The sequence below is a fragment of the Streptacidiphilus sp. MAP5-3 genome (assembly GCF_041262505.1).
Classification (GTDB): Bacteria; Actinomycetota; Actinomycetes; order Streptomycetales; family Streptomycetaceae; genus Streptacidiphilus.
Genome location: NZ_JBGCCL010000019.1, coordinates 60,753 through 82,279, shown reverse-complemented (window position 1 = coordinate 82,279; position 21,527 = coordinate 60,753). Strand labels below are relative to the sequence as shown.

Below are 21,527 nucleotides of genomic sequence, written 5' to 3'. Positions count from 1 at the left end.
AGGAGGACCGGCCCCGCTGACGTGTCTGTCTGCTGTTACAGCCGTTACTACAGCCGTCCCGACTCGCGGAGACGGGTCAGGAAGCGCCGCGTGCGTTCGTGCTGCGGATCGCCGAAGACCTCGGCGGAGGTGCCGCGTTCCAGCACGACGCCGTCGGCGAGGAAGCAGACCTGGTCGGCGACGTCGCGGGCGAAGGCCATCTCGTGGGTGGCCAGGACCATGGTCATGCCCTGGCCCTTGAGGTCGCGGACGACCTCCAGCACCTCGCCGACCAGCTCCGGGTCGAGGGCCGCGGTGATCTCGTCGAGCAGCAGCAGCCGTGGCTCGCCCGCGATCGCGCGGACCAGGGCGACGCGCTGCTGCTGGCCGCCGGAGAGACGGTCCGGGTACTCCTTGGCCTTGGCCGCCAGACCCAGCCGGTCCAGCAGTTCCAGCGCGCGGGCCTCCGCCGCCGCCTTGGGCACGCGGTGGACCCGGCGCGGGGCGAGGGTGATGTTGTCCAGGACGCTGAGGTGGGGGAAGAGGTTGTAGGCCTGGAAGACGACGCCGATCCTTCGGCGCACCGCGTCGGCGTCGGCGCGGGGATCGGTGATCTCCTGGGCGTCGAGCCAGATCGCGCCGTCGTCGACCACCTCCAGCAGGTTGGCGCAGCGCAGCAGCGTCGACTTGCCGGAGCCGGAGGCGCCGATGAGGACGGTCACCGAGTGCTCGGGCACGTCGAGTGACACGTCGTCAAGGATGACCTGCTCACCGAAGGTCTTGCGCACCGACTCGAAGCGCAGCACCGGGTTCGAGGTGCTCGGGGCCAGGATGCTCATACGACGCCTCCCTGGGCGCGCTGGTTGTCCATCCGGCGGGTGAGCCAGTCGGCGTAGCGGGTCATCGGGATGGTCAGCAGGACGAAGCCGAGCCCGGCCAGCACCAGCGGCGTGTAGTTGAAGCTGCTCGCGACCATGATGTGCGCCGCCGCGACCGCGTCGATCGCGCCGCCGAGGTAGACCAGGCCGGTGTCCTTCTGCAGCGAGGCCATGTCGTTGACCAGCGCCGGGACCACCCGGCGGACCGCCTGCGGCAGCACCACGAACCGCATCGTCTGCGCGTAGCCGAGGCCGAGCGACCGGGCGGCGGCACGCTGGCTCGGGTGGACGGACTCGATGCCGGCGCGGAACACCTCGGCCACGTAGGCGGAGTAGTTGATGACCAGCGCCGTGCCGCCGAGGACGATCGGGTCGTTGGTGACGCCCTGCAACTGCAGTGCGGGGACGCCGAAGACCACCAGCAGCACCAGGATGATCAGCGGGAAGCCGCGGAAGAAGTCCACATACGCCGTGGCCAGCAGTCGCACCGGCAGGAAGACCGGTCCGCGCAGCGTCCGCAGTGCGGCGATCAGCAGTCCGAGCACCAGGACGGTCGGGCCGCAGACCACCAGCAGCTCCAGGTTGAGCACGAAGCCGTGCAGCACCGGAGAGAGGGCCTGACGGGCGTAGTGGCCACTGAAGAAGGTCGTCCTGGTCACCGGCCACCCGGGGGAGCCGGTGATGACGACGGCGAGCACGGCCGCCACGACGACCGTGCTGCCGCCCGCGATCAGCGCGGATCGCCGCGCCCGCGAGCGGCGGTAGGCCTCACGGTCCAACCGCCGCCGGGAGGGGACGTACGCCGAGGGGGCGGACGCTGCGCCCGCGGCGTCCGTCCCCTCGTGCATCTCGGAATCCGAATCCGTCGTCACTTCAGAACCGGCGCGGTGTCGGAAGCGGGCAGCCACTGCTTGGCCAGGGTGGTCAGGGTGCCGTTGGCCTGGAGGGCGTCGACGGCCTGCGAGACGCAGGAGGTCAGCGCGCTGCCCTTGGGCAGGACCAGGCCGAACTGCTCCGGCTTGCCGTCGGAGGTGGCGGCGCCGGACGGGAACTGGCCGGTGACCGTGGCGTTCGTCAACTCCGCCGAGGTGATGTAGAAGGCGGTCGGCAGGTCGGTGACGAACGCGTCGATCTGGTGGTCCTTCAGCGCCGACGTCAGCAGGTCCGTGGTGTCGTAGACGGACGGCTGGGTGGTCGGGTCGATGACCTTCTGCACCACCGTCAGGCCGGTGGTCCCGACCTGTGCGCCGATCTTCGCGCCCTTGAGCCCGGCGACGGTGGTGGCGTTCGCGAACTTCGAGCCCTTGAGGGTGATCACGGCCTGGCGGACGTCGTAGTAGCCGGTGGAGAAGTCGACGGCCTGCTTGCGCTCGTCGGTGACGGAGACCTCGTTGATGTCGAAGTCGAACTTCTTCTGACCCGGCGTGACCACGTTGTTGAACGGCGCCACGGTCCAGCTGACCTTGCCCTTGTCGTAGCCGAGCTGCTGGGCGACCGCGTAGGCGACCGCCGACTCGAAGCCCTTGCCGTCCGACGGGTCGTTGTTGTCGAACCAGGGCGTGTAGGCCGGGTTGTCGGTGCCGATGGTCAGCTTGCCCGAGGTCATCGTGGCCAGCGCGCCCTTGGTGCAGGAGGCGGCCGCAGCGGAGGCGCCTGCCGAGGCACCCGAGCCGGAACCCGAGGAGCTGGACTGCGGCGCGCAGCCGGCCAACGCCAGGACGGCTGCGCCGACGACGGTGCTGAACAGACGAGTGGTCTTGAGCAGGGCGTTCACGGTGACTCCTGGGAGGAAGGCAAGTGGCCCGGAGCTTACCGATCAGTTGTCACAGCACGGTGAAGCCGGATCTTCGCATCCGTTCCGTCTCGAATGGTGGACGCGGTGACCAGCGCCACCCCTCCGGTTGCGGGCGCCCCTTGTACGACAGAACCTTCTGTATATACGGTGAGCTCACCACATTTTCTTTCGTTCAGGCAGGGTTGTGATGGAAAATCTCTCGTCAGCGCTCCCCATGGCAGGCAATTCCATTGCGGCCTCTGTGAATCTGGCTCAGCACCCGGCATGGCTGCGGCTCAAGGCCGCCGTCGAGGCGCTCCGCCCGCTGCAGTCGAAGGACGGCTCGATCGACCTCAACTCGCACGGCGCGTCCACCAAGGACGAGGCAGACACGCAGCTGTCGGTCATCACCGCGTCGATAGGCGAGCTGGCCCCGCACTTCCCGGACGACAAGGCGTACCTGGACGCCGTCGTGCTCGACTTGATGCGCTGGGCCGCGTCCGGCTACGCCCTGCCCGACTTCCTCGACTCGCTGCTGGCCTTCCAGCCTGCCGACCAGCGTGTGGACGGGCTGCCCCACCTCGTGGTCTTCCCGATGTACACGCAGAACGGCAACCCGAACCGGAACATCGAGGCGGTGCTGCTCAACGTGGTCTGGCCGGACTGGCTGTCCGAGCTGGAGCGCACCCGCTACGACAACCCGATGTTCGTGCCGATCACCTTCGTCGACTTCACCGCCGGGTACGACACCAACTCCGCGGTGCTCTTCCCGGAGACGGTCGCGGTGCGTGAGGTGCCGGAGCGCTTCACCTGGGGCGGCATCTTCTGCGACCGCGAGGCGGCCCGCTTCCGCGCGGTCTCGACCTCCGCCGTGAAGACCCTCGGCCTGGAGATCCCCGAGGAGGCCGCCGCGCTGCTCACCGACCAGGAGCTGGCGCAGCAGACCTTCGTCCTGTGGGACCTGGTCCACGACCGCACCCACAGCCACGGCGACCTGCCGTTCGACCCCTTCATGATCAAGCAGCGCTCCCCCTTCTGGATGTACGGGCTGGAGGAGCTCCGCTGCGACCTGACCGCCTTCAAGGCCGCCGTCCAGCTGGAGGCCGAGGGGTACGAGCAGGGCCGCAACGTGCAGTACGCGATCCTCTTCGACCGGATGTTCCGCTTCCCGGTCTCCGGCGGACGGGTCCGCAACTACGACGGCCTGGGCGGGCAGCTGCTCTTCGCGTACCTGCACAAGCACGACGCGCTGCGCTGGACCGACAACAAGCTGCACATCGACTGGCAGCGCGCCCCGCAGGTCACCAGCGACCTGTGCGGTGAGATCGAGAAGCTCTACCGCGACGGCATCGACCGCCCGAAGACCGCCCACTGGCTCGCTGCCTACGAGCTGGTCGCGCAGTACCTGACCCCGCACCCCGCCTCCACCTGGGCCAAGGGCGCCGACGCGCTGCCCTTCAAGGAGCACAGCGACGCCAAGTCGCTGAACAAGGCGCTGTGCGACGCGGTGCTCCCGGACGAGTTCCCGCTCAGCATGTTCTTCGAGGCGCTCAGCAAGAAGCTGTCCGGCGTCATCGCATCGACCTCCGGCATGACCGGCACGAGTGTTGTGGAGAATGCAGCGTGAGCAACGCAGAGAACGTCGACCTCAAGGGCCGCGTCGTCGCGGTGGCCGGCGCGACCGGGATGGCGGGGCGGGCGACCGTGCTGCGCCTGGCGCAGGCCGGGGCGACCGTCGCCTGTGGCGACATCGACGCCCGGAAGCTCGACGAGCTGATGGACTCCGTCCGCCGCGCCGTGCCCGGCGCGATCGTGGTCGGCCAGGTGGTCGACCTGCTCGACCCGCAGGCCGCCCACGACTGGGCCGAGCACGTCGAGGCCGAGTACGGTCGGGTCGACGGGCTGATCCACATGGTCGGCGGCTGGCGCGGTGCCAAGACCTTCGGCGACGTCGACCTCGCCGACTGGGACTTCATGCACGACATGCTGGTGCGCACCCTGCAGCACACCAGCCTCGGCTTCCACGAGGCGCTGAAGCGCAGCGACAACGGCCGGTTCGCCATCATCTCGGCCGCCGCCGCGCACAAGCCGACCGGCGGCAACGCCGTCTACGCGACCGCCAAGGCCGCGGCCGAGACCTGGACGCTGTCGCTGGCCGACTCGTTCAAGGACAGCTCCGCCGCAGCTGCGATCCTGGTGGTGAAGGCCCTCGTCTCCCCGGAGATGCGGGCCGACAAGCCGAACGCCAAGTTCGCCGGGTTCACCGAGACCGCCGACCTCGCCGAGCAGGTGCTCTCGCTCTGGGCCCGGCCCGCCGACGAAGTGAATGGAACGCACCTGTGGCTGACGCCCCAGTGACCGACAACAGCAACGCCGCCACCACCAGCACCGGCACCGACGCCGTCCGTCGGCACGACCCCGCCGTGCGCGGCTTCGCCAGCGACAACTACGCCGGTGTGCACCCGGAGGTGCTCGCCGCGATAGCGCTGGCCAACGAGGGCCACCAGATCGCCTACGGCGAGGACGACTACACCGCTCACCTGCAGGACGTCTTCAAGGCGCACTTCGGTGAGCGCGCCCAGGCGTTCCCGGTATTCAACGGGACCGGCGCCAACGTCGTCGCGCTGCAGGCGCTGCTGCCCCGCTGGGGCGCGGTGGTCGCCGCCGAGACCGCCCACTTCCACGTGGACGAGGGCGGCGCGCCGGAGAAGATGGCCGGCATCAAGATCCTCACCGTGCCGACGCCGGACGGCAAGCTCACCCCCGAGCTGATCGACCTTCAGGCATGGGGCTGGGGTGACGAGCACCGCGCGCAGCCGCTCGCAGTCTCGATCACCCAGAGCACCGAGCTGGGCACCCTCTACACCCCGGACGAGATCCGCGCGATCTGCGAACACGCCCACGAGCGTGGGATGCTGGTCCATCTCGACGGGTCCCGGCTGTCCAACGCGGCGGCCTCGCTGGGCCTGCCGTTCCGCGAGTTCACCACCGACGTCGGCGTGGACGTGCTCTCCTTCGGCGGCACCAAGAACGGGCTGCTCGGCGGCGAGGTCGTCGTGGTGCTCAACCCGGACGCGGTCAGGAACATCCAGTACCTGCGCAAGACCTCGATGCAGCTCGCGTCCAAGATGCGGTTCATCTCGGTGCAGTTCGAGGCGCTGCTGGCCGGCGACCTCTACCTGCGCAACGCCGGGCACGCCAACGCCATGGCCAAGCGGCTGGAGACGGCGGTCGCCGCGATCGACGGCGTGACCGTGGTCCGCCCCGTGCAGGCCAACGCGGTCTTCGCGATCCTCCCGCGCGAGGTGAGCGAGCGGCTGCAGAAGCGGTTCCGCTTCTACTTCTGGAACGAGCACACCGGAGAGGTGCGCTGGATGTGCGCCTTCGACACCACGGAGCAGGACATCGACTCCTTCGCCGCGGCGATCGCGGAGGAGCTGGGGCGCTGACCGGCAGCCGCTTCGGGGGCTCGCGGCTCCCGGATGCGGTGCGGTGCGGAACGAGCGACGGCGCACGGCCCGTACGGATCAAGCAGGTTGATCCGTACGGGCCGTGCGCCGACTCGTTTCACCACGGGCCCTGGCAGGCAGGCGCTGGCGGGCTCTGGCTAGCCCTTGATCCAGCTGAGGAACTGACTCCAGCGCCCTCCGCGTTCGGCCTTGCCGGGCTCGGGGGCCACCGGCTCGGTCGAGCGCGGACGCTGCGCAGTGGTGGTCCCTCGCGCGATCTCGACCGGCGTGAAACGAGCCGGAAGGGACGCCAGACCTCGGCTGAACGGCCCCGGACGCCACCTCAGGCTCTCCTCGGGGACGGCGAGCACGACGTCGGGGAGCTGGTTGAGCAGGTACTCGATCGCGGTGACCGCGATCTGACGGGCCGGCTCCTTGGACGGGCAGGCGTGGGGTCCGGCACTCCAGGACAGATGAGCCCGGCTGCCCGCCTGCCGCGCCGCGGCAAGGGCCGGGCCGGTGTTGGCGGCGGCGAGGCTGATCAGGACGAGATCGCCGGCCCGGAAGTGCTGTCCGGCGAACTCCATGTCGTTCGCCGGATAGTGCGCCGCGAAGTTGGCCATGGGCGGGTTCTCCCACAGCGTGTCGTCGATCGCCTCGTCGATCAGCCCGCCCTTGTTGGCGTACCCGTCGTCGGTGAGCACCCGGTGCAGGGTGTTCCCGATGAGGTTGCGCAGCGGCTCGGTACCGGCTCCCAGCAGCAGCGCGAGCTGGTACACCATCTCCTCGTCCGTCAGCTTCGCGTGGTGCTGCAGCAGCCACGAGGTGACGTCGTCGCCGGGCCGGCTGCGCTTGAGCGCCACGAGCTCGCCGCAGGCGCCGAACAGCACGCCCACCGCCTGCTCGGCGTTGACGCCTTCGAACATGCCGGAGACGCCGAACATCACCCGGTCGCCGATGTCGGCGGGGCAGCCGAACAGCTCGTTGAAGACCATCAGGGAGACCTGCTTGGCGTAGTCGCTCAGCAGGTCTGCGGAGCCGCGTGCTCCGAACTGGGCAATGAGGAAGCGCGAGACCTGCTCGGTGCTCCGGGCCAGGCGGTGCGTGTCGATGCGGGACATCGCGTCGGTGATCGCCTGACGCAACCTCAGGTGCTCGGCACCGTCGCTGCACATGGCGTTGGGCCGGTAGGCCAACGTCGGGACGACCGGGCTGTCCGCGGGCAGCTTGCCCTCGGCGAAGTCGCGCCAGCGGCGGGCGTCCTTGCGGAAGGACGTCGGGTCCTGCAAGAGGCGCAGGGCGGCCTGGTAGTCGGTGACCAGGGTGGCCTCGACGCCGGGGGCGAGCTCGACCGGGGCGGCCGCCCCGTAGTGACGCAGGTAGGCGTAGTAGGCCTGCGGGTCGGCCGCGAACTCCGGCCCGTAGAGCGGAACTCGGCCGCCTACGGCGTGCGCCGGACACCCGGGCGGGGGAACCGGGGCGGAAGAGCGAACGTCCATGTCTGCCTGTGGCTCCTAAGCCGGCGGGTCAGCAAAAGCTGACGAGACTAGTCAGAGGGCCGGCTGCTGCATCCCCGCACGAACGCGGGGTGGACCCACCTGCTCCGCAAATGCGGTGCGATCGTATCACCGGCTCACGGACCGTCCCTTCCCCTTCCAGGGCCGGTCGTTGGGGGTGTGGCCCGCCGCTGGACGGCGGGTGGGCGGCGGGTGGACAGCGGCGTCGCGGAGGGGTCGAAATCCGCTGGCGCCGGCACTGAAAAGTCGCTGCCGACCCACCAAGATCATCTCATGTTAGGCTCCGACGCCGTTGTCCCGCAGGGCAGTTCACATGTGCGCCACGTCGCACACATGATCCGTTTTGCGCTCATTCCGGTTGGGCATGCCTGCAGGGTTTGCTGAAGATGATCGCGCTGACCTCCCGTGGGATTGTGCTCATCCTCCAGAGCCGAGGGCTTCGTCCCGCGTGCGACGGTCGATCAATCACCGGGAGGGGAGGGGGCGGTGCGCTTGGGAGAACGGAAGGGTGAGTGGACAGCATCTTCTCGGGTGAGGGGCGTTCCATCGAGGAGTTCCTCGGCGAACGCTGGTCCGACATGTGTGACGGGCTTGACCTGCAGCCATCCATGACCGGGCCGGTGAGGGGCCAACTCCGTGAGCTTCTTCGGCCATGGGCCGACATACCCGTCGGGCGGACGTGCCCGTTCCCCTCGTACGTCGCCGGCGACGGTTTCCCCGCCGAGATGTCGGTGAAGTGGTCCCACGGGAGACCGGAACTTCGCATCCTCTTCGAGGCGTTGGGCGCCGCAAGGCCCATCACCGCGGCTTCCAACCTGACCGCCGCAGCGGAGCTGACGGACCAGTTGGCCGGCGAGCCGCTGGTGAGCCTCGACCGCTACGGCAAGGTGGCCGACGTGTTCGCGCCGCGCGCGGACCAGGAGACGGCGCCCGTACCCGTCTGGCACTCCCTGGCCTGGCTGCCGGAGCGCCCGCCGGTCTACAAGATCTATTTCGGGCTGTACGCCGTGACGCCGCAGGAACGTTACGCCATGGTCGGTGAGGCGATGGAACGCCTGGCGATGGGCACCGCGTGGGCCGACACCTGCGCACAGGTGGCCCGAGCGACCCAGGCGGACGGAGTCGAGCGCGAACTGGAGTTCTTCGCACTTGACCTGGAGAGCAGCGGGCGGGCCCGGGCCAAGGTCTACTACCGCAACCACACCAGCAGCGTCGCGGTCCTGGAGCAGATGGCCTCGATCGCTCGGGCCAATGACCCGGGCCGGGCCCGCTCGGCCTTCCGTACCCTGCTCGGCAGAGCTCCCGACGCCGCCGGAAGCGCCCCGCTGACCTGCCTGGCCTTCCGGGCGGACGCCCCACGCGCCGACGAGTCGACCACCTACTTCCGGGTGTCGAGTTTCACCGCGTCCGACGAGGAGGCCGCGGGCAGGATCGGCGCGCTGATGGCGCACGAGGGCCTCGACCCGCAGCGTCACCACGCCCTCCTCCAGGCCGTGGCGCCACGGCCGCTGAACCGGAGCCGGGGCCTCCAGGAGCTGGTCAGCTACCGCTCGCGCGGCCAGGACGGCGACGTGTCCGTCTACTTCAGGTTTCCGGTCTACGCCCCACTTCCCGCCCAGCCCAGTCCGCTGTCACAGCAGTCCCGGGGAATCCTCCAGGAGGTCGAGTCCGCATGACTACCATGATCGCGCCCCTTCAGGCAGTCGCCGACAGAAACGAAGAACATGTCCGCGCCTACCGCGCGAGCAGCCTGATCCTTCTGCTGGAGGACCCCACGACACCGGCGGCCACCAAGGACGCCGTACTGGCCCACCTGGCACCGTGGTCGAACGCGTTCCAACGGATGATCAGTGTCCGGGCCGAGTTTGAGACCGACCCCCAGCTCAGAGAGCTCGCCCTTGAGCACCAGCAGGAGGAGGTCGGCCACAACGGGATCCTGGCGGACAGTCACGACACCGGCCGGACCGCCGACTGGGACCCGGTCGTCGAGGCCGGAGCCGCCTGGTTCGTGGACCAACTGCGCACCCTGCCCGGACTGCAGCGTGTCGTCCTGGCCCACCTCGTGCTGGAGTGCGGCAGCCTTGCCTTCAGCAACGCCGGTTCGCTGGCCTTCCCCGGCAACACCTACTTCGCCCTGCACGACGAAGAGGACGAAGAGCACATCGAGATGGGCTACCGCCTGCTCGCCGAGCGCCAGGAGTGGCGGCTCGGCGACGTCACCGAACTCCTCGACCAGGCCTGGCAGATCATCATCATGGTCTCCGACCGGATCGCCGAGTTGGCACGCCGCGACACGGTCGGCGCAGCATGAGCGACCTCCCTCGGGAGCCCCTCGACTCCGGCTCCGCCACAGGAATCGCCGAGGACTGCGCGAGGGTGTTCCAGCAGACCCTCGCCGACCGCCTCGTCGCTGCCTACGCCCTGGGGAGCCTCGCGCACGGAGGGTTCGCACCCGCCGTCAGTGACATCGACCTCGGACTCGTCCTGGCGGACCGCCGCCCCGACGACGACGAGACCATCCGCCGGGTCACCCGTGACCTCCAGCAGAAGGACAGCTCCTACCAGCGCCTGTCGGTGTTCTGGAGCTCCTTGCCGGCCCTGCGCGCGGACGGGGACGACGGCAGATTCCCGGCCGTCGACCGGTTCGACCTCTCGAAGAGCGGCCTGCTGCTCCTGGGCGAGGACGTACGCCGGGACGTGGCACGCCCGGGCGCCGATGCGCTACTGACCGACGGCATCCGCTTCGCGCTGGAGGTGCTCGCGGCAGGCCCCGTCCTGGCCGAGTTCCACAACCCGGCGCGCCTGGCGGGTGACATCAAACGGTTCACCAAGGCGGTCCTGCTCCCCGTCAGGTTCCTCTACACCGTCGCCACGGCCGATCTCGGATCCACCGACGACGCCATCCGCCACCACCTCGCACAGCCCGCGCCGGTGGCTGCGGAACTCGTCCGTGCCGCGACGCGGGCACGGCACGGCGAGCCGGACTCGGGCGAGCGCCTGACCGAACTGCTTCGGGCAGAGCTCATTCCCCTCTACCTCTGCTACATCGACAGCTGCCTGCCCAGACTGGCCCCCGAGGACCGGGATCTGGCAGAGGGCCTCACCGACTGGCGGACACGACTCCTGGACTGACACCGCGCTCCACCCACCTGGACGGCCTGTGCCCCCTCAGCCGAGGGGGCACAGGCCGTCCGCGTACGTCGTCCTGGTTCGTCCAGGTTCATCCCGTGTGGTCCTGCTGACTCCTGCCGACCCGACGCAGGCCCCAGGCGGGCCCGAGTCGGGCCCCAGTCGGGCCCGAGGACAGGACTCCCCTGTGCAGCAAGGCTGCTGTACCGTAGCGAGCATGTCGAAGCACATCACCATCCGGGTGGACGAGGAGTTCCACGCCCGGTTGGCGGCGCGGGCGGCGGCGGAGGGCACCACCATCACCGCGCTGGTCACCGAGGCGGCCAAGCGCGAGCTCGACCCGGACCGGCAGCGATTCCTGGAGGCTGCCGCGGAGTTCAACACCTCGGAGAACTGGGCGTACTTCCAGGAGCGGTTCGGCGGGAAGAAGACTGCGTGAAGTCCGACGGCGTGAAGGCCGACGAGGCCTGGGCCTGGAACGTGTTGGCGCACCACCTCCCGTCCGACCCGACGGTGTGGGATCCCTCCGGGATCAGCGCGGCGATAGCCCGGCACGCCAGTGACGTCGTCCTGGTCGCCGACGAGCCCCCGCGCGACGTCCAGTGGCGCGCCGCGGCGCTGCTCCACACGCTCTCGGTGTGCCCGCCGCTCGACTCCCCGATGAACGAGTTCTACGCGGCCACGCTCACCCGTTCCTACCTGGCCATGGCCGGCGTGAAGCCGCTGCCGAACCCCTTCGCGATGGCGGATCTGGTCGAGCACGCCAAGGAAGGCCGCAACGACGTCTTCGCCACGGCGGAGGCGCTGCGTATGCTCACCGACTGACAGACGGACCACCAGTATCGGGTACCACGACGCGGGGGCGGCGGCTGTGTTCAAGTCAGGGGTGGGCTTCTACGCCCTGTTCGGGTTCGGCTGGTGGATGTGGGGGCTCGGCGGGGTCGCCGTGGCCGTCGCGCTGCCGGTCGGCATCGCGGTCGCGCTGGCGCTGATGCTGACGGCCCGTCGCCGACTGCCTGACGAGGCGGGGGAGTTCGCGTCTCCGCAGGTGCGGCGGACGTTCGGCTTGATCAACGGCGCCCAGTGGCTGCTGATCGGCGGAGCCGTGGCCGGGTGCGTCGTCGGCGGAGTGCCGGAGCTGCTGCCCGCGCTGGTCGCCGTGATCGTTGGTGCGCACTTCGTCCCGCTGGCCGCCGTCTTCGGCGATCCCCGCCTCCGTGTTCCGGGCGCGCTGCTCGTCGCCACGGGGATCGCGGGCGTGCTGCTCCGATCCCTTTCCCACCCCTCGGCCGGGACCATGGCCACCTCAGTGGGTGTGCCGTGCGCGGTGATCCTCTGGGGGACGGGCGTGTGGGTGGTGGCCACTGGCGCGACGGCACCGCGCCGGGCTGACTGAGCGCTGACTGGGCGTCAGCGCGGGTCGGGCCGGTCCAGGTTCCAGTGGCGGACGGTCTGGCAGACCCAGCCGTCGGTGTTGGAGCGTGGCAGCAGCGAGAGGCGGGTGACCGTGCGCTGGCCGCCCTCGTGGTCGCCGTAGAGGAGGTCGATGTTGAGGCGCTGCCGGTTCTTGACCGCCTCGGCGAGCGTCGCGAAGGTGGGGTCGTCCGTGTCGCGCAGGGCCGCGTGCCAGGTGCCGTGGTCGCCGGCGGCGACGTACATGTCCAGGCCCTGGCGACGGAAGGCGTCGGCCGGTGCGGGGGTGTCGGCGGTCGGCAGCGACCAGCCGTGGACGATGCCGAGGCCGGGGCCGAGATTGCGCAGCGCGGTGCCGAGGTAGATTGCCTCCGCGCCGAGATGGGCGTAGGCGCCGCTGCCGGAGAGATGGGTGGTATGGCCGTCGGACCAGATCAGCTTCTGCTCCGGGTCGGTCGGCCGGGCCCCCACCAGCACCGGGCGCAGCGAGACCTGGAGTGCGCGCTCGGCCGAGCGCGCCGCACGGTCTGCCGAGCGGATCGATGCGAAGCTTGCGACGGCCAGCACCAGCGTGCCGGCCGCGGTGAGCACGTTCGCACTCGTACCCCAGTCCAGCGACACGCCCGAACCCCCCTCCGGGCCTGGAGATCCAGCCATCTGACGGATGGTGCCCGCCGGTTGGCGGGTGATCTCATCGGATTGTGTGGCAGCTTAGCTGCCGGACAGCAGTCACACACGTTCGGGTGAGTTTCTCTCGGCGGTCTCCTGGGAAGTGCCGCGCGGCCACGCACAGGCGAGTGAATCGCCCGTGGGTCAGTGAGCGGGAGACGCCCCGGCGTGAGCGATGCTGTGAGGGTTGCTTATATCCGGATCGAACACCGCGAACCGTTCGAACCACTCGAAGCGTCCCAAGATTCGCACAGCCGTACAGATCGGAAGGTAGGGGAAATCGCTATGGGAGCCATCACGCGTCGGAACGTTCTCGCGGGGGGAGTCGCGGTCGCGACTGCCCTGGGAGTGTCCGCGTGCGGAGGTTCCGGCAGTGCGAATCGCGGTGGGGGAAGCGGCGACGGCCAGCCGGTCGGTGGCTCCAGTTCCTCTCCTACGGCGAGCGCGCGACCGGTGACCTTGATCGGTGACGGTTCGATGGCGGACACGGGTCCGCAGCCGTTCCAGCCGGTGCCGGAAAAGTTGCAGCCGGGCCAGCGTCCGCCGCAGTTCGTGGTCTTCAGTTGGGACGGTGCGGGTGAGGACAGCAAGAAGCTGTTCTCGCACTTCCGTGGAGTGGCGCAGGAGGTGAAGGCGACGATGTCGTTCTTCCTCTCCGGGATCTACGTGCTGCCGGAGGGCAAGAAGGACCTCTACCTGCCGCCGGGCCACCGGCCGGGCGCGTCGGACATCGGCTACCTGGCCGACGACCACGTGAAGATGACGCTGGACCAGGTGCGGGGGGCGTGGCTGGAGGGCCACGAGATCGGCACCCACTTCAACGGCCACTTCTGCAGTGCCACCACCGGTGTCGGCACCTGGACCCCGGCGCAGTGGCGCAGCGAGCTGGAGCAGGCCATCGGCTTCGTCGAGAAGTGGAAGACCAACACCGGGTACACGGACATGGAGCCGTTGCCGTTCGACTACCGCAAGGAGCTGATCGGCGGCCGGACGCCCTGTCTGCTGGGGCAGAACCAGCTGCTGCCGACGGTCGCGGACATGGGGTGGAAGTACGACGCGAGTTCGCCGGGTGGGCTGCAGATGTGGCCGGGCAAGACGGCGCAGGGGTTGTGGAACTTCCCGCTGCAGTCGATCCCGTTCCCCGGGCACAGCTTCCAGGTGCTGTCGATGGACTACAACATGCTGGCCAACCAGACCGGCGGCACGCCCAACGGTGATCCGTCCAAGCGTCCGTACTGGCAGCAGCAGTCGTACCTCTCCTACATGGCGGGCTTCAACCGGGCGTACACCACCAACCGGGCGCCGTTCTTCATCGGCAACCACTTCGAGAGCTGGAACGGCGGCATCTACATGAAGTCCGTCGAGCAGGCCCTGCGCGACATCGCGGGCAAGCCCGACGTCCGGCTCGTCTCCTTCCGGCAGCTCGTCGCCTGGCTGGAGGCGCAGGACCCGGCGGTTCTGGCCAAACTTCGTACGCTCAACGTCGGCCAGAAGCCTGCCGACTGGCGCGAGTACACCACCCCGCAGCCAGTCTGAGCTGCGCTGATCTGTTCCGGTCGGCGGTCGTCCGCCGATTGTCACCGGCCCCCCGCCGATCGGCGGGGGGCCGGACTGCACCTCGGGGTGACGTGTCGAACGCATCCTTACGGAATCCTGATAGTGGTCGCTCGACCGTCTTTCTCCCACCCGGAAACCCGGAGCCCGCCTTGATCTCCCGAGCCGCCGCACCCCGGGTGCAGCGTGTGAGCGCTCGCACCGCCGTCTGGTACCTGCGGATCGTCGCCTGCCTGAACCTCTTCGCCGCCGTCTCGCTGAGCTTCCGTGAGCAGGTCCGGCACCACAACCACGGTGACCTCTACACCCCGTACCTGCTGACTGCGGGCTTCAGCTCGGCCGCGTTCGCGGTGCTGATGGCGGTCATGATGAACCGTCACAAGCGCGCCGCCTGGATCGCCAACCTGGTCCTCTCCGGCCTGCTGCTGACCGGGGTCGTGCTGGCGCTGCTGGAGCATCCCGGCGTGGACCACCACTGGTTCAACTGGGGCACGCTGGCCGTCCTGGTCGTCTTCGTCGGCGCGCTGCTGCTCGGCCGCGCCGAGTTCCAGGCCAAGGGCGACGCGACCAACCCCAAGCTGGCCGTCTGGACGCTGATCGGCGGCGGCGTGGTCACCCTGCTCGTCGGCACCGGCCTGCTCAGCCTCACCACGGCCGGACGCGCGGCGTCGATCGGCGACCGCGCCGAGTACGTGGTGCTGCGCGCCATCACGCTGGGTGCGGACGGCTCGCAGTACTTCGAGGTCAGCATGCCGCGCGCGATCGACGTCACGATCAACGTGCTCTGCGTGGGCGTGCTGCTGCTGGTCACCTACGCGCTCTTCCGCGCCCCCAAGGGCAAGGAGTACCTCAGCCACGAGGACGAGACGCGGCTGCGCGAGCTGCTGGTCAAGCACGGCGCCCGCGACTCCCTCGGCTACTTCGCGCTGCGGCGCGACAAGTCGGTGATCTTCTCGCCGAGCGGCAAGGCCGCGGTGACCTACCGCGTCGTCGGCGGCGTCTCGCTGGCCTCCGGCGACCCGATCGGCGACGTCGAGGCCTGGCCGGGCGCGATCGAGAAGTGGCTGGAGCAGGCCCGCGAACACGCCTGGGTCCCGGCGGTCACCGGCGCGAGCGAGGAGGGCGGCGTCGTCTACGCCCGCCACGGCCTGGACGCGCTGGAGCTGGGCGACGAGGCGATCGTCGAGATCGCCGAGTTCAGCCTGGAGGGCCGCGCGATGCGCGGCGTCCGCCAGGCGCACAAGCGCGTCGCGCGGGCGGGTTACACGGTCGCCGTCCGCCGCCACGGGGACATCGGCGAGGCGGAGATGGAGACCATGCTCCACCACGCCGACCAGTGGCGCGACGGCGCGACGGAACGCGGCTGGTCCATGGCGCTGGGCCGGCTCGGCGACCCGGACGACGGCCGGTGCGTCATGCTGGAGTGCCGCGACGGCGAGGGCGAGCTCAAGGCGTTGCTCAGCTTCGTCCCGTGGGGCGAGCACGGCCTCTCCCTGGACCTGATGCGCCGTGACCGGGACTCCGACAACGGGCTGATGGAGTTCATGGTCATCGAACTGATCCAGCGCGCGCGGGAGGTGGGGGTCGAGCGGGTCTCGCTGAACTTCGCGGTCTTCCGCGCGGTCTTCGAGCGGGGAAGCAGGTTGGGTGCCGGACCTTTCCTGCGGGCGTGGCGCTCGGTGCTGGTCTTCTTCTCGCGCTGGTGGCAGATCGAGTCGCTCTACCGGGCGAACGCGAAGTACCGGCCGCAGTGGGAGCCGCGCTACGTGCTGTTCGAGCGCAGCCGCGACCTTCCGCGGATCGCGCTGGCGAACGCGTGCGTCGAGGGCTTCATCGCGCAGCCGCGGCTTCCCGCGTTGCTGCGCGGGCGTCGGCGGGGTGTTGCTACGGCGCAGGCCACGCACGAGCGTGAACTGGAGCACGTGGCTTAGCCTTTGCTTCGGCGGGAAGTTGCACTACCAGGGGCGCGGGGCTCTGCTCGATCAACTGCGCGCGCGAGTCACCACCGATGAGCGGATGGCCCTGCGCGTTCGGGGCTCTACCTTCGTGGGTGGCTTGTCGCGCCCACGCGGCGGAGCCGCACATCAGCAGAGCCCCGCGCCCCTCAGGTGTCAGCGGGGCTCAGCCGCTCGGTCGGGAACCGGGCCTGCACGGTGAAGCCGCCGTCCGGGCTGGGCTCCGCGAAGAGGACTCCGCCCAACTGCTGCGCGCGTTCCCGCAGGCCGATCAGGCCGTGGCCGCCGCTGGGCAGCAGCAACGGCTCGGCGCCTTCCCCGCGTGGGCCGTTGGTGACCGTCACATGCAACGCGCCGTGCGCGTGCTCCGCGTGGGCGACGTGGACGGTGACCGTGGAGCCGGGGGCGTGCTTCCGCACGTTCGTCAGCGCCTCCTGGACGGTGCGGTACGCCGCTCGTGCGACCGGCTCGGGGACCGTGCCGTCGGTGACCGCGCACTCCAGCGTCGCCGACAGGCCCGAGCCGGTGACCAGACGGGGGAGGTCGGCCAGCGTCGGCTGCGGGGTGAGCTGCTGTGCCTCGCGGCCCGCCCCGGCCGCCCGCAGGACGCCGACCATCTGGCGGAGCTCCTCCAGCGTCTTGACCGAGAGCTGACGGATCGTCCGGGCGGTGTCGCGGGTCGCGTCCGGGTCCTCCGCGCGGATCTGCAGCGCGCCGGCTTGGATGGAGATCAGGCTGACCTGGTGCGAGACCACGTCGTGCATCTCCCGGGCGAGCCGTGCCCGCTCCGTGGAGAGCACGCTCTGCGCCAGCAGGTCCCGCTCGCGCGCCTGACCACGCGTCAGCTCGTCGAGGCGGACGGCGAGTTCCCGGCGGGTGGTGACCAGCATGCCGAGGGCCAGTGGTGCGCCGCCGGTCAGCAGCGCGTACATCACGGCCAGCGCGGTCGTCCGGTCCCAACCGGGGAGGTTGTCGGACCAGGGCCACGGCAGGAACTGCGCCAGCGAGACCAGGAGCGCGCAGTAGCCCACCAGCCAGCGGTTGCGGTGCTTCACCGCGACCGAGTACTTCACCGCGACCGAGTAGACGGCGATCATCGGCGCCAGCCAGATGTAGCTGAGTTGGAGGCCCGGCAGCGTCGCCAGCAGCACCCACACCGGCCAGCGCCTGCGCAGCAGCAGCGCGGCGGCGGCCAGCAGCGAGGTCGTCATCTGGACCGTCGAACCCAGGTCGTTGGCGAGGAACGCCTCGACCGTCGCGAGCAGTGCCGGGGTGGGGACGGTCACCCACGGCGAGAGGTACCAGGGACGCCTGAGCGCGGACGGCGCGGCTGCCGTGCCGAGGGAGCTCACTTCTCGGTCCTGCCGGAGCCGGGAGTCTGGCCCGATGACTGCCCCGGAGTCTGGCCCGGAGACTGGTGGTCCCCGGCGAGCAGACCGGCCTGGTGGGCGAAGACCGCGGCCTGGACCCGGTTGGAGGTACCGAGCTTGGCCAGGATCGCGCTGATGTGGTCCTTGACCGTGCCGGTGCTCAGGAAGAGCCGGGCCGCGATGTCCGCGTTGGAGAGTCCCTCGCCCAGCAGCGCCAGCACGTCCAGCTCGCGGGTGGTCATGGTGGCGAGCCGGGCAGCGGTCTGCTTGTCGGGGCCGGAGTCGAGGTAGCCGGCGATCACCGTGTCGGTCACCGTCGGGGAGAGGATCCGCCCGCCCGCGGCGAGCACCCGGACCGCGTGGACCAGCTGCTCCGGGTCGGTGTCCTTGAGCAGGAAGCCGCCCGCGCCACCGCGCAGCGCGGTGCCGATGTACTCGTCGGTGTCGAAGGTGGTCAGCATCGCCACGGCCGGGGGCTCGGGCAGCTCCATCAGCCCGCGCAGCACGGTCAGGCCGTCGACGTCGGGCATCCGCACGTCCAGCAGCACCACCTGCGGGCGCGTCCGGGCCACGGTCGCCACCGCGTCGCCGCCGCCGCAGGTGGCCACGACCTCGATGTCCGGGGCCGAGCCGACGATCAGGCTCAGGCCGGAGCGGACGAGAGTCTCGTCGTCGACGATGACCACAGGGATCACAGGGCGGTCCTTCAATCTTCCGTGCGGGTTTTCGGTGGCGTTCGCTGCAGGTTCCGTGCGTGAGGTTCGCTAGGCGAGGTTCTCTGCGCGAGGCTCGCTACGCGTGTCCTGCATCGCGTGTCCTTCGTAAGAGCCTACGAGGCTTCGCACCCGTGTGGGGTCTTGCCGAAGGAGCGTCGAACGGGAGAGGCTGCGCACGGCCACAGTGGTTCCACGGACGGCACCGGACGAGGAGTGATCCATGGCACAGCGGCTGCGTCTGGGCGGCATCGCCTACGGCGGCGACTACAACCCGGAGCAGTGGCCCGAGGAGGTGTGGGCCGAGGACGTCGCGCTGATGCGCCAGGCCGGGGTGAACCTGGTCAGTCTCGGCATCTTCTCCTGGGCCCGGCTGGAGCCACGGCCCGGCGAGTTCGACTTCGGCTGGCTGGACCGGGTGATCGACGGCCTGCACGCGGGCGGGATCGCCGTGGACCTGGCCACGCCCACCGCCGCGCCGCCCGCCTGGTTCCAGCGTGCCCACCCGGACGACCGCCCGGTCACCGCCGACGGGCGGGTACTCGGCTACGGGGCCCGGCAGACCTACTGCCCGAGCTCGCCCGCGTACGCCGAGGCGTGCGCGCGGATCACCCGCGAGCTGGCCGCCCGCTACGCCGGTCACCCGGCGGTGGTGCTCTGGCACATCCACAACGAGTACGGCTGCCATGTCGCGCGCTGCTACTGCGAGCGCAGCGCCGCCGCGTTCCAGGAGTGGCTGACCGACCGCTACAAGACCGTGGACGCGCTCAACGAGGCGTGGGGCACGTCGTTCTGGGGACAGCGCTACGGCTCGTTCGAGGAGGTCGACGCGCCGCGCGCCGCGCCCAGCGCGGTCAACCCGACCCAGCAGCTGGACTTCCGCCGGTTCTCCTCCGACGCGCTGCTGGCGCGCTACCGGGCCGAGCGGGACATCGTCCGGGCCGCCGATCCGGACGTGCCGATCACCACCAACTTCATGGCCGGGCTCACCGACAACCTGGACCTGTGGGCCTGGGCGCGTGAGGTCGACGTCGTCGCGACCGACCACTACACGTCCGCCGAGCGCGCGGACAACCAGATCGGGCTGGCGCTCTCCGCCGACCTGACCCGCTCGCTGGCGGGCGGCGCGCCGTGGCTGCTGATGGAGCACTCCACCTCGGCGGTCAACTGGCAGCAGCGCAACATCGCCAAGCGGCCGGGCGAGATGGCCCGCAACAGCCTGGCGCACGTGGCGCGGGGCGCGGACGGGGTGATGTTCTTCCAGTGGCGCGCCTCCCGCGCGGGGGCCGAGAAGTACCACTCGGCCATGGTCCCGCACGCGGGTACCGACACCCGGATCTGGCGCGAGGTCGTCGACCTCGGCACCCGGTTGCAGCAGCTCGCGCCGGTGTGCGGCAGCCGGGTGCGGGCGGAGGCGGCGATCGTCTGGGACTGGGAGTCGCTCTGGGCGCTGGACCTGGAGTACCGGCCCAGCGTCGAGCTCAGCTTCCGCGAACGGATCGACGCCTACTACGAGCGGCTCTGGCGCGCCGGGGTGACCGTCGACTTCGTCCACCCGACGGCCGACCTGAGCGGCTACCGGCTGGTCGTCGCGCCGTCGATGTACGTCACGCCGACCGCCTGGGCCGAGCAGCTGCGCTCCTGGGTCCGCTCCGGCGGCACGCTGCTGACCAGCTACTTCACCGGGATCGTCGACGAGAACGACGCGGTCCACCTGGGCGGCTACCCGGGCGCGCTGCGCGACGTGCTGGGGGTGCGGAGCGAGGAGTTCCTGCCGCTGCGCAAGGACGAGCGGACCAAGCTGGTCGCGCCGCCCCGGCTGGACGGCGCCGCCGCAGCGCCCGGGACGGCCGGTCGCTGGGCCGAGGACCTGACGCTGACCGGCGCCTCTGCCGTGCTGCAGCACGCCGACGGCCCGGCCGCTGGTCGTCCCGCTGTCACCCGGCACGCCTACGGCGAGGGCACGGCCTGGTACGTGGCGACCGCGCCCGACCCCGGCACCCTCGACGCGGTGCTGCGCGCCGCGCTGGCCGACGCGGGCGTCCGGACGCCGAGCGGGCTGCCGGACGGCGTCGAGCGGGTCCGGCGCGTGGCGGAGGACGGGCGCGGCTGGGAGTTCGTGATCAACCACGCCGACACGGAGGTCGCCGTCCCGGCTCCGGGCGGGGGACACGTCACCGTGCCGGGCGGCGCGGTGGAGGTACTGGACATCGCATCGAACATCGCAGGAGGAGCTGTATGACGGTCGAGCGCAGCACGGTCTTCGGCACGACGGCGGAGACGTACGACGCGGCCAGGCCCAACTATCCGGACACGCTGATCGACACGGTGCTGGAGTTCGCGGGCTCCGTTTCCGCAGACCGCCGTGCGGTGGAGATCGGCGCGGGGACGGGCAAGGCGACCGTCGCCTTCGCCGGACGGGGCGTGCCGGTGCTCGCCGTCGAGCCCGACCCGCGAATGGCGGAGGTGCTGCGGCGCAACACGGCCGCCCTCCCCGGTGTGGACGGCCCCGGCGTCGAGGTGCGGATCGGCCGCTTCGAGGACGCCGCGCCGCAGGACCACGGTGCGGGCCTGGTCTACGCGGCCCAGTCCTGGCACTGGCTCGACCGGGAGACCCGCCGGGATCACGTCCACCGCGCACTGGCCCCGGGCGGCGCGGTCGCGCTGTTCTGGAACCTGACCGGCATCGTCGACCGCGACCTCGCCGAGCGGATGACCGCCCTCGACGACCGCTGGGACATGGGCATGCGCCATGTCGCGGGCTGGGCCGCCGAGTTCGCGGGCGAGATCGAGGCGACGGCCGACAACGACTGGGCGGGGTTCGAGTTCCGCGAGGACGCGCGCTTCACCGACCAGCGCTCGGTCCGCTTCCGCAACGGTGTCTCCTGGCACACCAGCGACCAGTGGGTGGAGCGGCTGTCCACCCACTCCGGCACGCAGATCCTGGCCCCGGCCGACCGGGCGGAACTGCTCGACGCGGTGCGTGCGTTGCTGGACGCCAACGGCGGCGGCCTGGAGGCGGCCTCGTTCACCGACCTGTTCCTGGCACGGGCGGTCTAGTTCCTGGCACGCGTGGTCTAGTCGTCCCTCGGACGAGTCGGCCTCGCCTCACGTTCCTTGCACCGAG

Annotated in this window: 20 protein-coding genes; 13 read left to right on the top strand and 7 right to left on the bottom strand. The window is 70.4% G+C overall.

Annotated elements, in window-relative coordinates:
• Window positions 1-47 precede the first annotated feature (47 nt).
• Genes ABH928_RS25115 through ABH928_RS25105 form a run of 3 tightly spaced genes read right to left on the bottom strand, consistent with a single transcriptional unit; the run spans window position 48 to window position 2,631 of the window.
• Window positions 48-818, bottom strand: a complete 771-nt coding sequence (locus ABH928_RS25115; RefSeq protein WP_370070286.1) for an amino acid ABC transporter ATP-binding protein — start codon at window positions 816-818, stop codon at window positions 48-50.
• Window positions 815-1,705 carry an amino acid ABC transporter permease gene (locus tag ABH928_RS25110; RefSeq protein WP_370070284.1) on the bottom strand — a complete coding sequence of 297 codons (891 nt, stop codon included), beginning with the start codon at window positions 1,703-1,705 and terminating at the stop codon, window positions 815-817. Before ABH928_RS25110 ends, ABH928_RS25115 begins: the two co-directional genes overlap by 4 nt.
• 20 nt (window positions 1,706-1,725) lie before the next feature.
• Window positions 1,726-2,631 (bottom strand): ABC transporter substrate-binding protein, encoded by a 906-nt coding sequence (locus ABH928_RS25105; protein ID WP_370070282.1) that lies wholly within the window; start codon window positions 2,629-2,631, stop codon window positions 1,726-1,728.
• 235 nt (window positions 2,632-2,866) lie between these two features.
• Here ABH928_RS25105 and ABH928_RS25100 point away from each other — a divergent pair, with 235 nt between their 5' ends.
• From ABH928_RS25100 to ABH928_RS25090, 3 genes are read left to right on the top strand one after another with little or no spacing between them, the layout of a single operon-like run.
• On the top strand, window positions 2,867-4,258 hold the full coding sequence (locus tag ABH928_RS25100) for a DUF6421 family protein (RefSeq protein WP_370070280.1): 1,392 nt from the start codon (window positions 2,867-2,869) through the stop codon (window positions 4,256-4,258).
• On the top strand, window positions 4,255-4,989 hold the full coding sequence (locus ABH928_RS25095; RefSeq protein WP_370070277.1) for an SDR family NAD(P)-dependent oxidoreductase: 735 nt from the start codon (window positions 4,255-4,257) through the stop codon (window positions 4,987-4,989). Before ABH928_RS25100 ends, ABH928_RS25095 begins: the two co-directional genes overlap by 4 nt.
• Entirely contained in the window at window positions 4,971-6,080 is a 1,110-nt protein-coding gene (locus tag ABH928_RS25090) for a low specificity L-threonine aldolase (RefSeq protein ID WP_370070276.1), read from the top strand. The genes ABH928_RS25095 and ABH928_RS25090 overlap by 19 nt, the downstream gene beginning before the upstream one ends.
• A gap of 158 nt (window positions 6,081-6,238) precedes the next feature.
• Here ABH928_RS25090 and ABH928_RS25085 read toward each other — a convergent pair whose 3' ends face one another.
• A complete protein-coding gene (locus ABH928_RS25085) occupies window positions 6,239-7,579 on the bottom strand; it encodes a cytochrome P450 (protein ID WP_370070274.1) in 1,341 nt (446 codons plus the stop codon).
• Between the two features lie 530 nt (window positions 7,580-8,109).
• Between ABH928_RS25085 and ABH928_RS25080 the strand changes: the two genes are divergently transcribed.
• The 6 genes from ABH928_RS25080 (at window position 8,110) to ABH928_RS25055 (ending at window position 12,122) form a co-directional block, all read left to right on the top strand.
• Entirely contained in the window at window positions 8,110-9,273 is a 1,164-nt protein-coding gene (locus ABH928_RS25080; RefSeq protein WP_370070272.1) for a tryptophan dimethylallyltransferase family protein, read from the top strand.
• Entirely contained in the window at window positions 9,270-9,908 is a 639-nt protein-coding gene (locus tag ABH928_RS25075) for a hypothetical protein (RefSeq protein ID WP_370070270.1), read from the top strand. Before ABH928_RS25080 ends, ABH928_RS25075 begins: the two co-directional genes overlap by 4 nt.
• On the top strand, window positions 9,905-10,729 hold the full coding sequence (locus ABH928_RS25070; protein ID WP_370070268.1) for a hypothetical protein: 825 nt from the start codon (window positions 9,905-9,907) through the stop codon (window positions 10,727-10,729). Before ABH928_RS25075 ends, ABH928_RS25070 begins: the two co-directional genes overlap by 4 nt.
• Window positions 10,730-10,943: 214 nt before the next feature.
• Entirely contained in the window at window positions 10,944-11,165 is a 222-nt protein-coding gene (locus ABH928_RS25065; protein WP_037604596.1) for a toxin-antitoxin system HicB family antitoxin, read from the top strand.
• Window positions 11,162-11,551 (top strand): hypothetical protein, encoded by a 390-nt coding sequence (locus ABH928_RS25060; RefSeq protein ID WP_370070265.1) that lies wholly within the window; start codon window positions 11,162-11,164, stop codon window positions 11,549-11,551. The genes ABH928_RS25065 and ABH928_RS25060 overlap by 4 nt, the downstream gene beginning before the upstream one ends.
• A 46-nt stretch (window positions 11,552-11,597) precedes the next feature.
• A complete protein-coding gene (locus tag ABH928_RS25055; protein ID WP_370070263.1) occupies window positions 11,598-12,122 on the top strand; it encodes a hypothetical protein in 525 nt (174 codons plus the stop codon).
• 14 nt (window positions 12,123-12,136) lie between these two features.
• Here ABH928_RS25055 and ABH928_RS25050 read toward each other — a convergent pair whose 3' ends face one another.
• The gene (locus tag ABH928_RS25050) at window positions 12,137-12,796 is read right to left on the bottom strand and encodes a hypothetical protein (RefSeq protein ID WP_370070261.1); all 660 of its coding nucleotides are present in this window, start codon (window positions 12,794-12,796) and stop codon (window positions 12,137-12,139) included.
• A gap of 297 nt (window positions 12,797-13,093) precedes the next feature.
• Here ABH928_RS25050 and ABH928_RS25045 point away from each other — a divergent pair, with 297 nt between their 5' ends.
• Together ABH928_RS25045 and ABH928_RS25040 are read left to right on the top strand one after the other, a co-directional pair.
• Entirely contained in the window at window positions 13,094-14,344 is a 1,251-nt protein-coding gene (locus tag ABH928_RS25045; protein WP_370070259.1) for a hypothetical protein, read from the top strand.
• A gap of 206 nt (window positions 14,345-14,550) precedes the next feature.
• Window positions 14,551-16,293 (top strand): phosphatidylglycerol lysyltransferase domain-containing protein, encoded by a 1,743-nt coding sequence (locus tag ABH928_RS25040; protein ID WP_370070257.1) that lies wholly within the window; start codon window positions 14,551-14,553, stop codon window positions 16,291-16,293.
• Window positions 16,294-16,466: 173 nt separating this feature from the next.
• Here ABH928_RS25040 and ABH928_RS25035 read toward each other — a convergent pair whose 3' ends face one another.
• Complete coding sequence (locus ABH928_RS25035; protein ID WP_370070255.1) at window positions 16,467-17,669, bottom strand: sensor histidine kinase; 1,203 nt, start codon at window positions 17,667-17,669, stop codon at window positions 16,467-16,469.
• Window positions 17,666-18,382, bottom strand: coding sequence for a response regulator (locus ABH928_RS25030; protein ID WP_370070253.1), 717 nt, complete (start codon window positions 18,380-18,382; stop codon window positions 17,666-17,668). The genes ABH928_RS25035 and ABH928_RS25030 overlap by 4 nt, the downstream gene beginning before the upstream one ends.
• A gap of 241 nt (window positions 18,383-18,623) precedes the next feature.
• On the opposite strand from ABH928_RS25030, the gene ABH928_RS25025 reads away from it, so the two are divergent.
• Window positions 18,624-20,642 (top strand): beta-galactosidase, encoded by a 2,019-nt coding sequence (locus ABH928_RS25025; protein ID WP_370070251.1) that lies wholly within the window; start codon window positions 18,624-18,626, stop codon window positions 20,640-20,642.
• A complete protein-coding gene (locus ABH928_RS25020) occupies window positions 20,639-21,460 on the top strand; it encodes a trans-aconitate 2-methyltransferase (RefSeq protein WP_370070249.1) in 822 nt (273 codons plus the stop codon). The genes ABH928_RS25025 and ABH928_RS25020 overlap by 4 nt, the downstream gene beginning before the upstream one ends.
• Window positions 21,461-21,527: the final 67 nt, after the last annotated feature.

Coding starts and splice junctions, on each gene's coding strand:
- ABH928_RS25050 (WP_370070261.1), bottom strand. CDS start 12,796: ATGGCTGGATCTCCAGGCCCGGAGGGGGGTTCGGGCGTGTCGCTGGAC.
- ABH928_RS25070 (WP_370070268.1), top strand. CDS start 9,905: ATGAGCGACCTCCCTCGGGAGCCCCTCGACTCCGGCTCCGCCACAGGA.
- ABH928_RS25075 (WP_370070270.1), top strand. CDS start 9,270: ATGACTACCATGATCGCGCCCCTTCAGGCAGTCGCCGACAGAAACGAA.
- ABH928_RS25045 (WP_370070259.1), top strand. CDS start 13,094: ATGGGAGCCATCACGCGTCGGAACGTTCTCGCGGGGGGAGTCGCGGTC.
- ABH928_RS25085 (WP_370070274.1), bottom strand. CDS start 7,579: ATGGACGTTCGCTCTTCCGCCCCGGTTCCCCCGCCCGGGTGTCCGGCG.
- ABH928_RS25115 (WP_370070286.1), bottom strand. CDS start 818: ATGAGCATCCTGGCCCCGAGCACCTCGAACCCGGTGCTGCGCTTCGAG.
- ABH928_RS25100 (WP_370070280.1), top strand. CDS start 2,867: ATGGCAGGCAATTCCATTGCGGCCTCTGTGAATCTGGCTCAGCACCCG.
- ABH928_RS25110 (WP_370070284.1), bottom strand. CDS start 1,705: ATGCACGAGGGGACGGACGCCGCGGGCGCAGCGTCCGCCCCCTCGGCG.
- ABH928_RS25065 (WP_037604596.1), top strand. CDS start 10,944: ATGTCGAAGCACATCACCATCCGGGTGGACGAGGAGTTCCACGCCCGG.
- ABH928_RS25025 (WP_370070251.1), top strand. CDS start 18,624: ATGGCACAGCGGCTGCGTCTGGGCGGCATCGCCTACGGCGGCGACTAC.
- ABH928_RS25020 (WP_370070249.1), top strand. CDS start 20,639: ATGACGGTCGAGCGCAGCACGGTCTTCGGCACGACGGCGGAGACGTAC.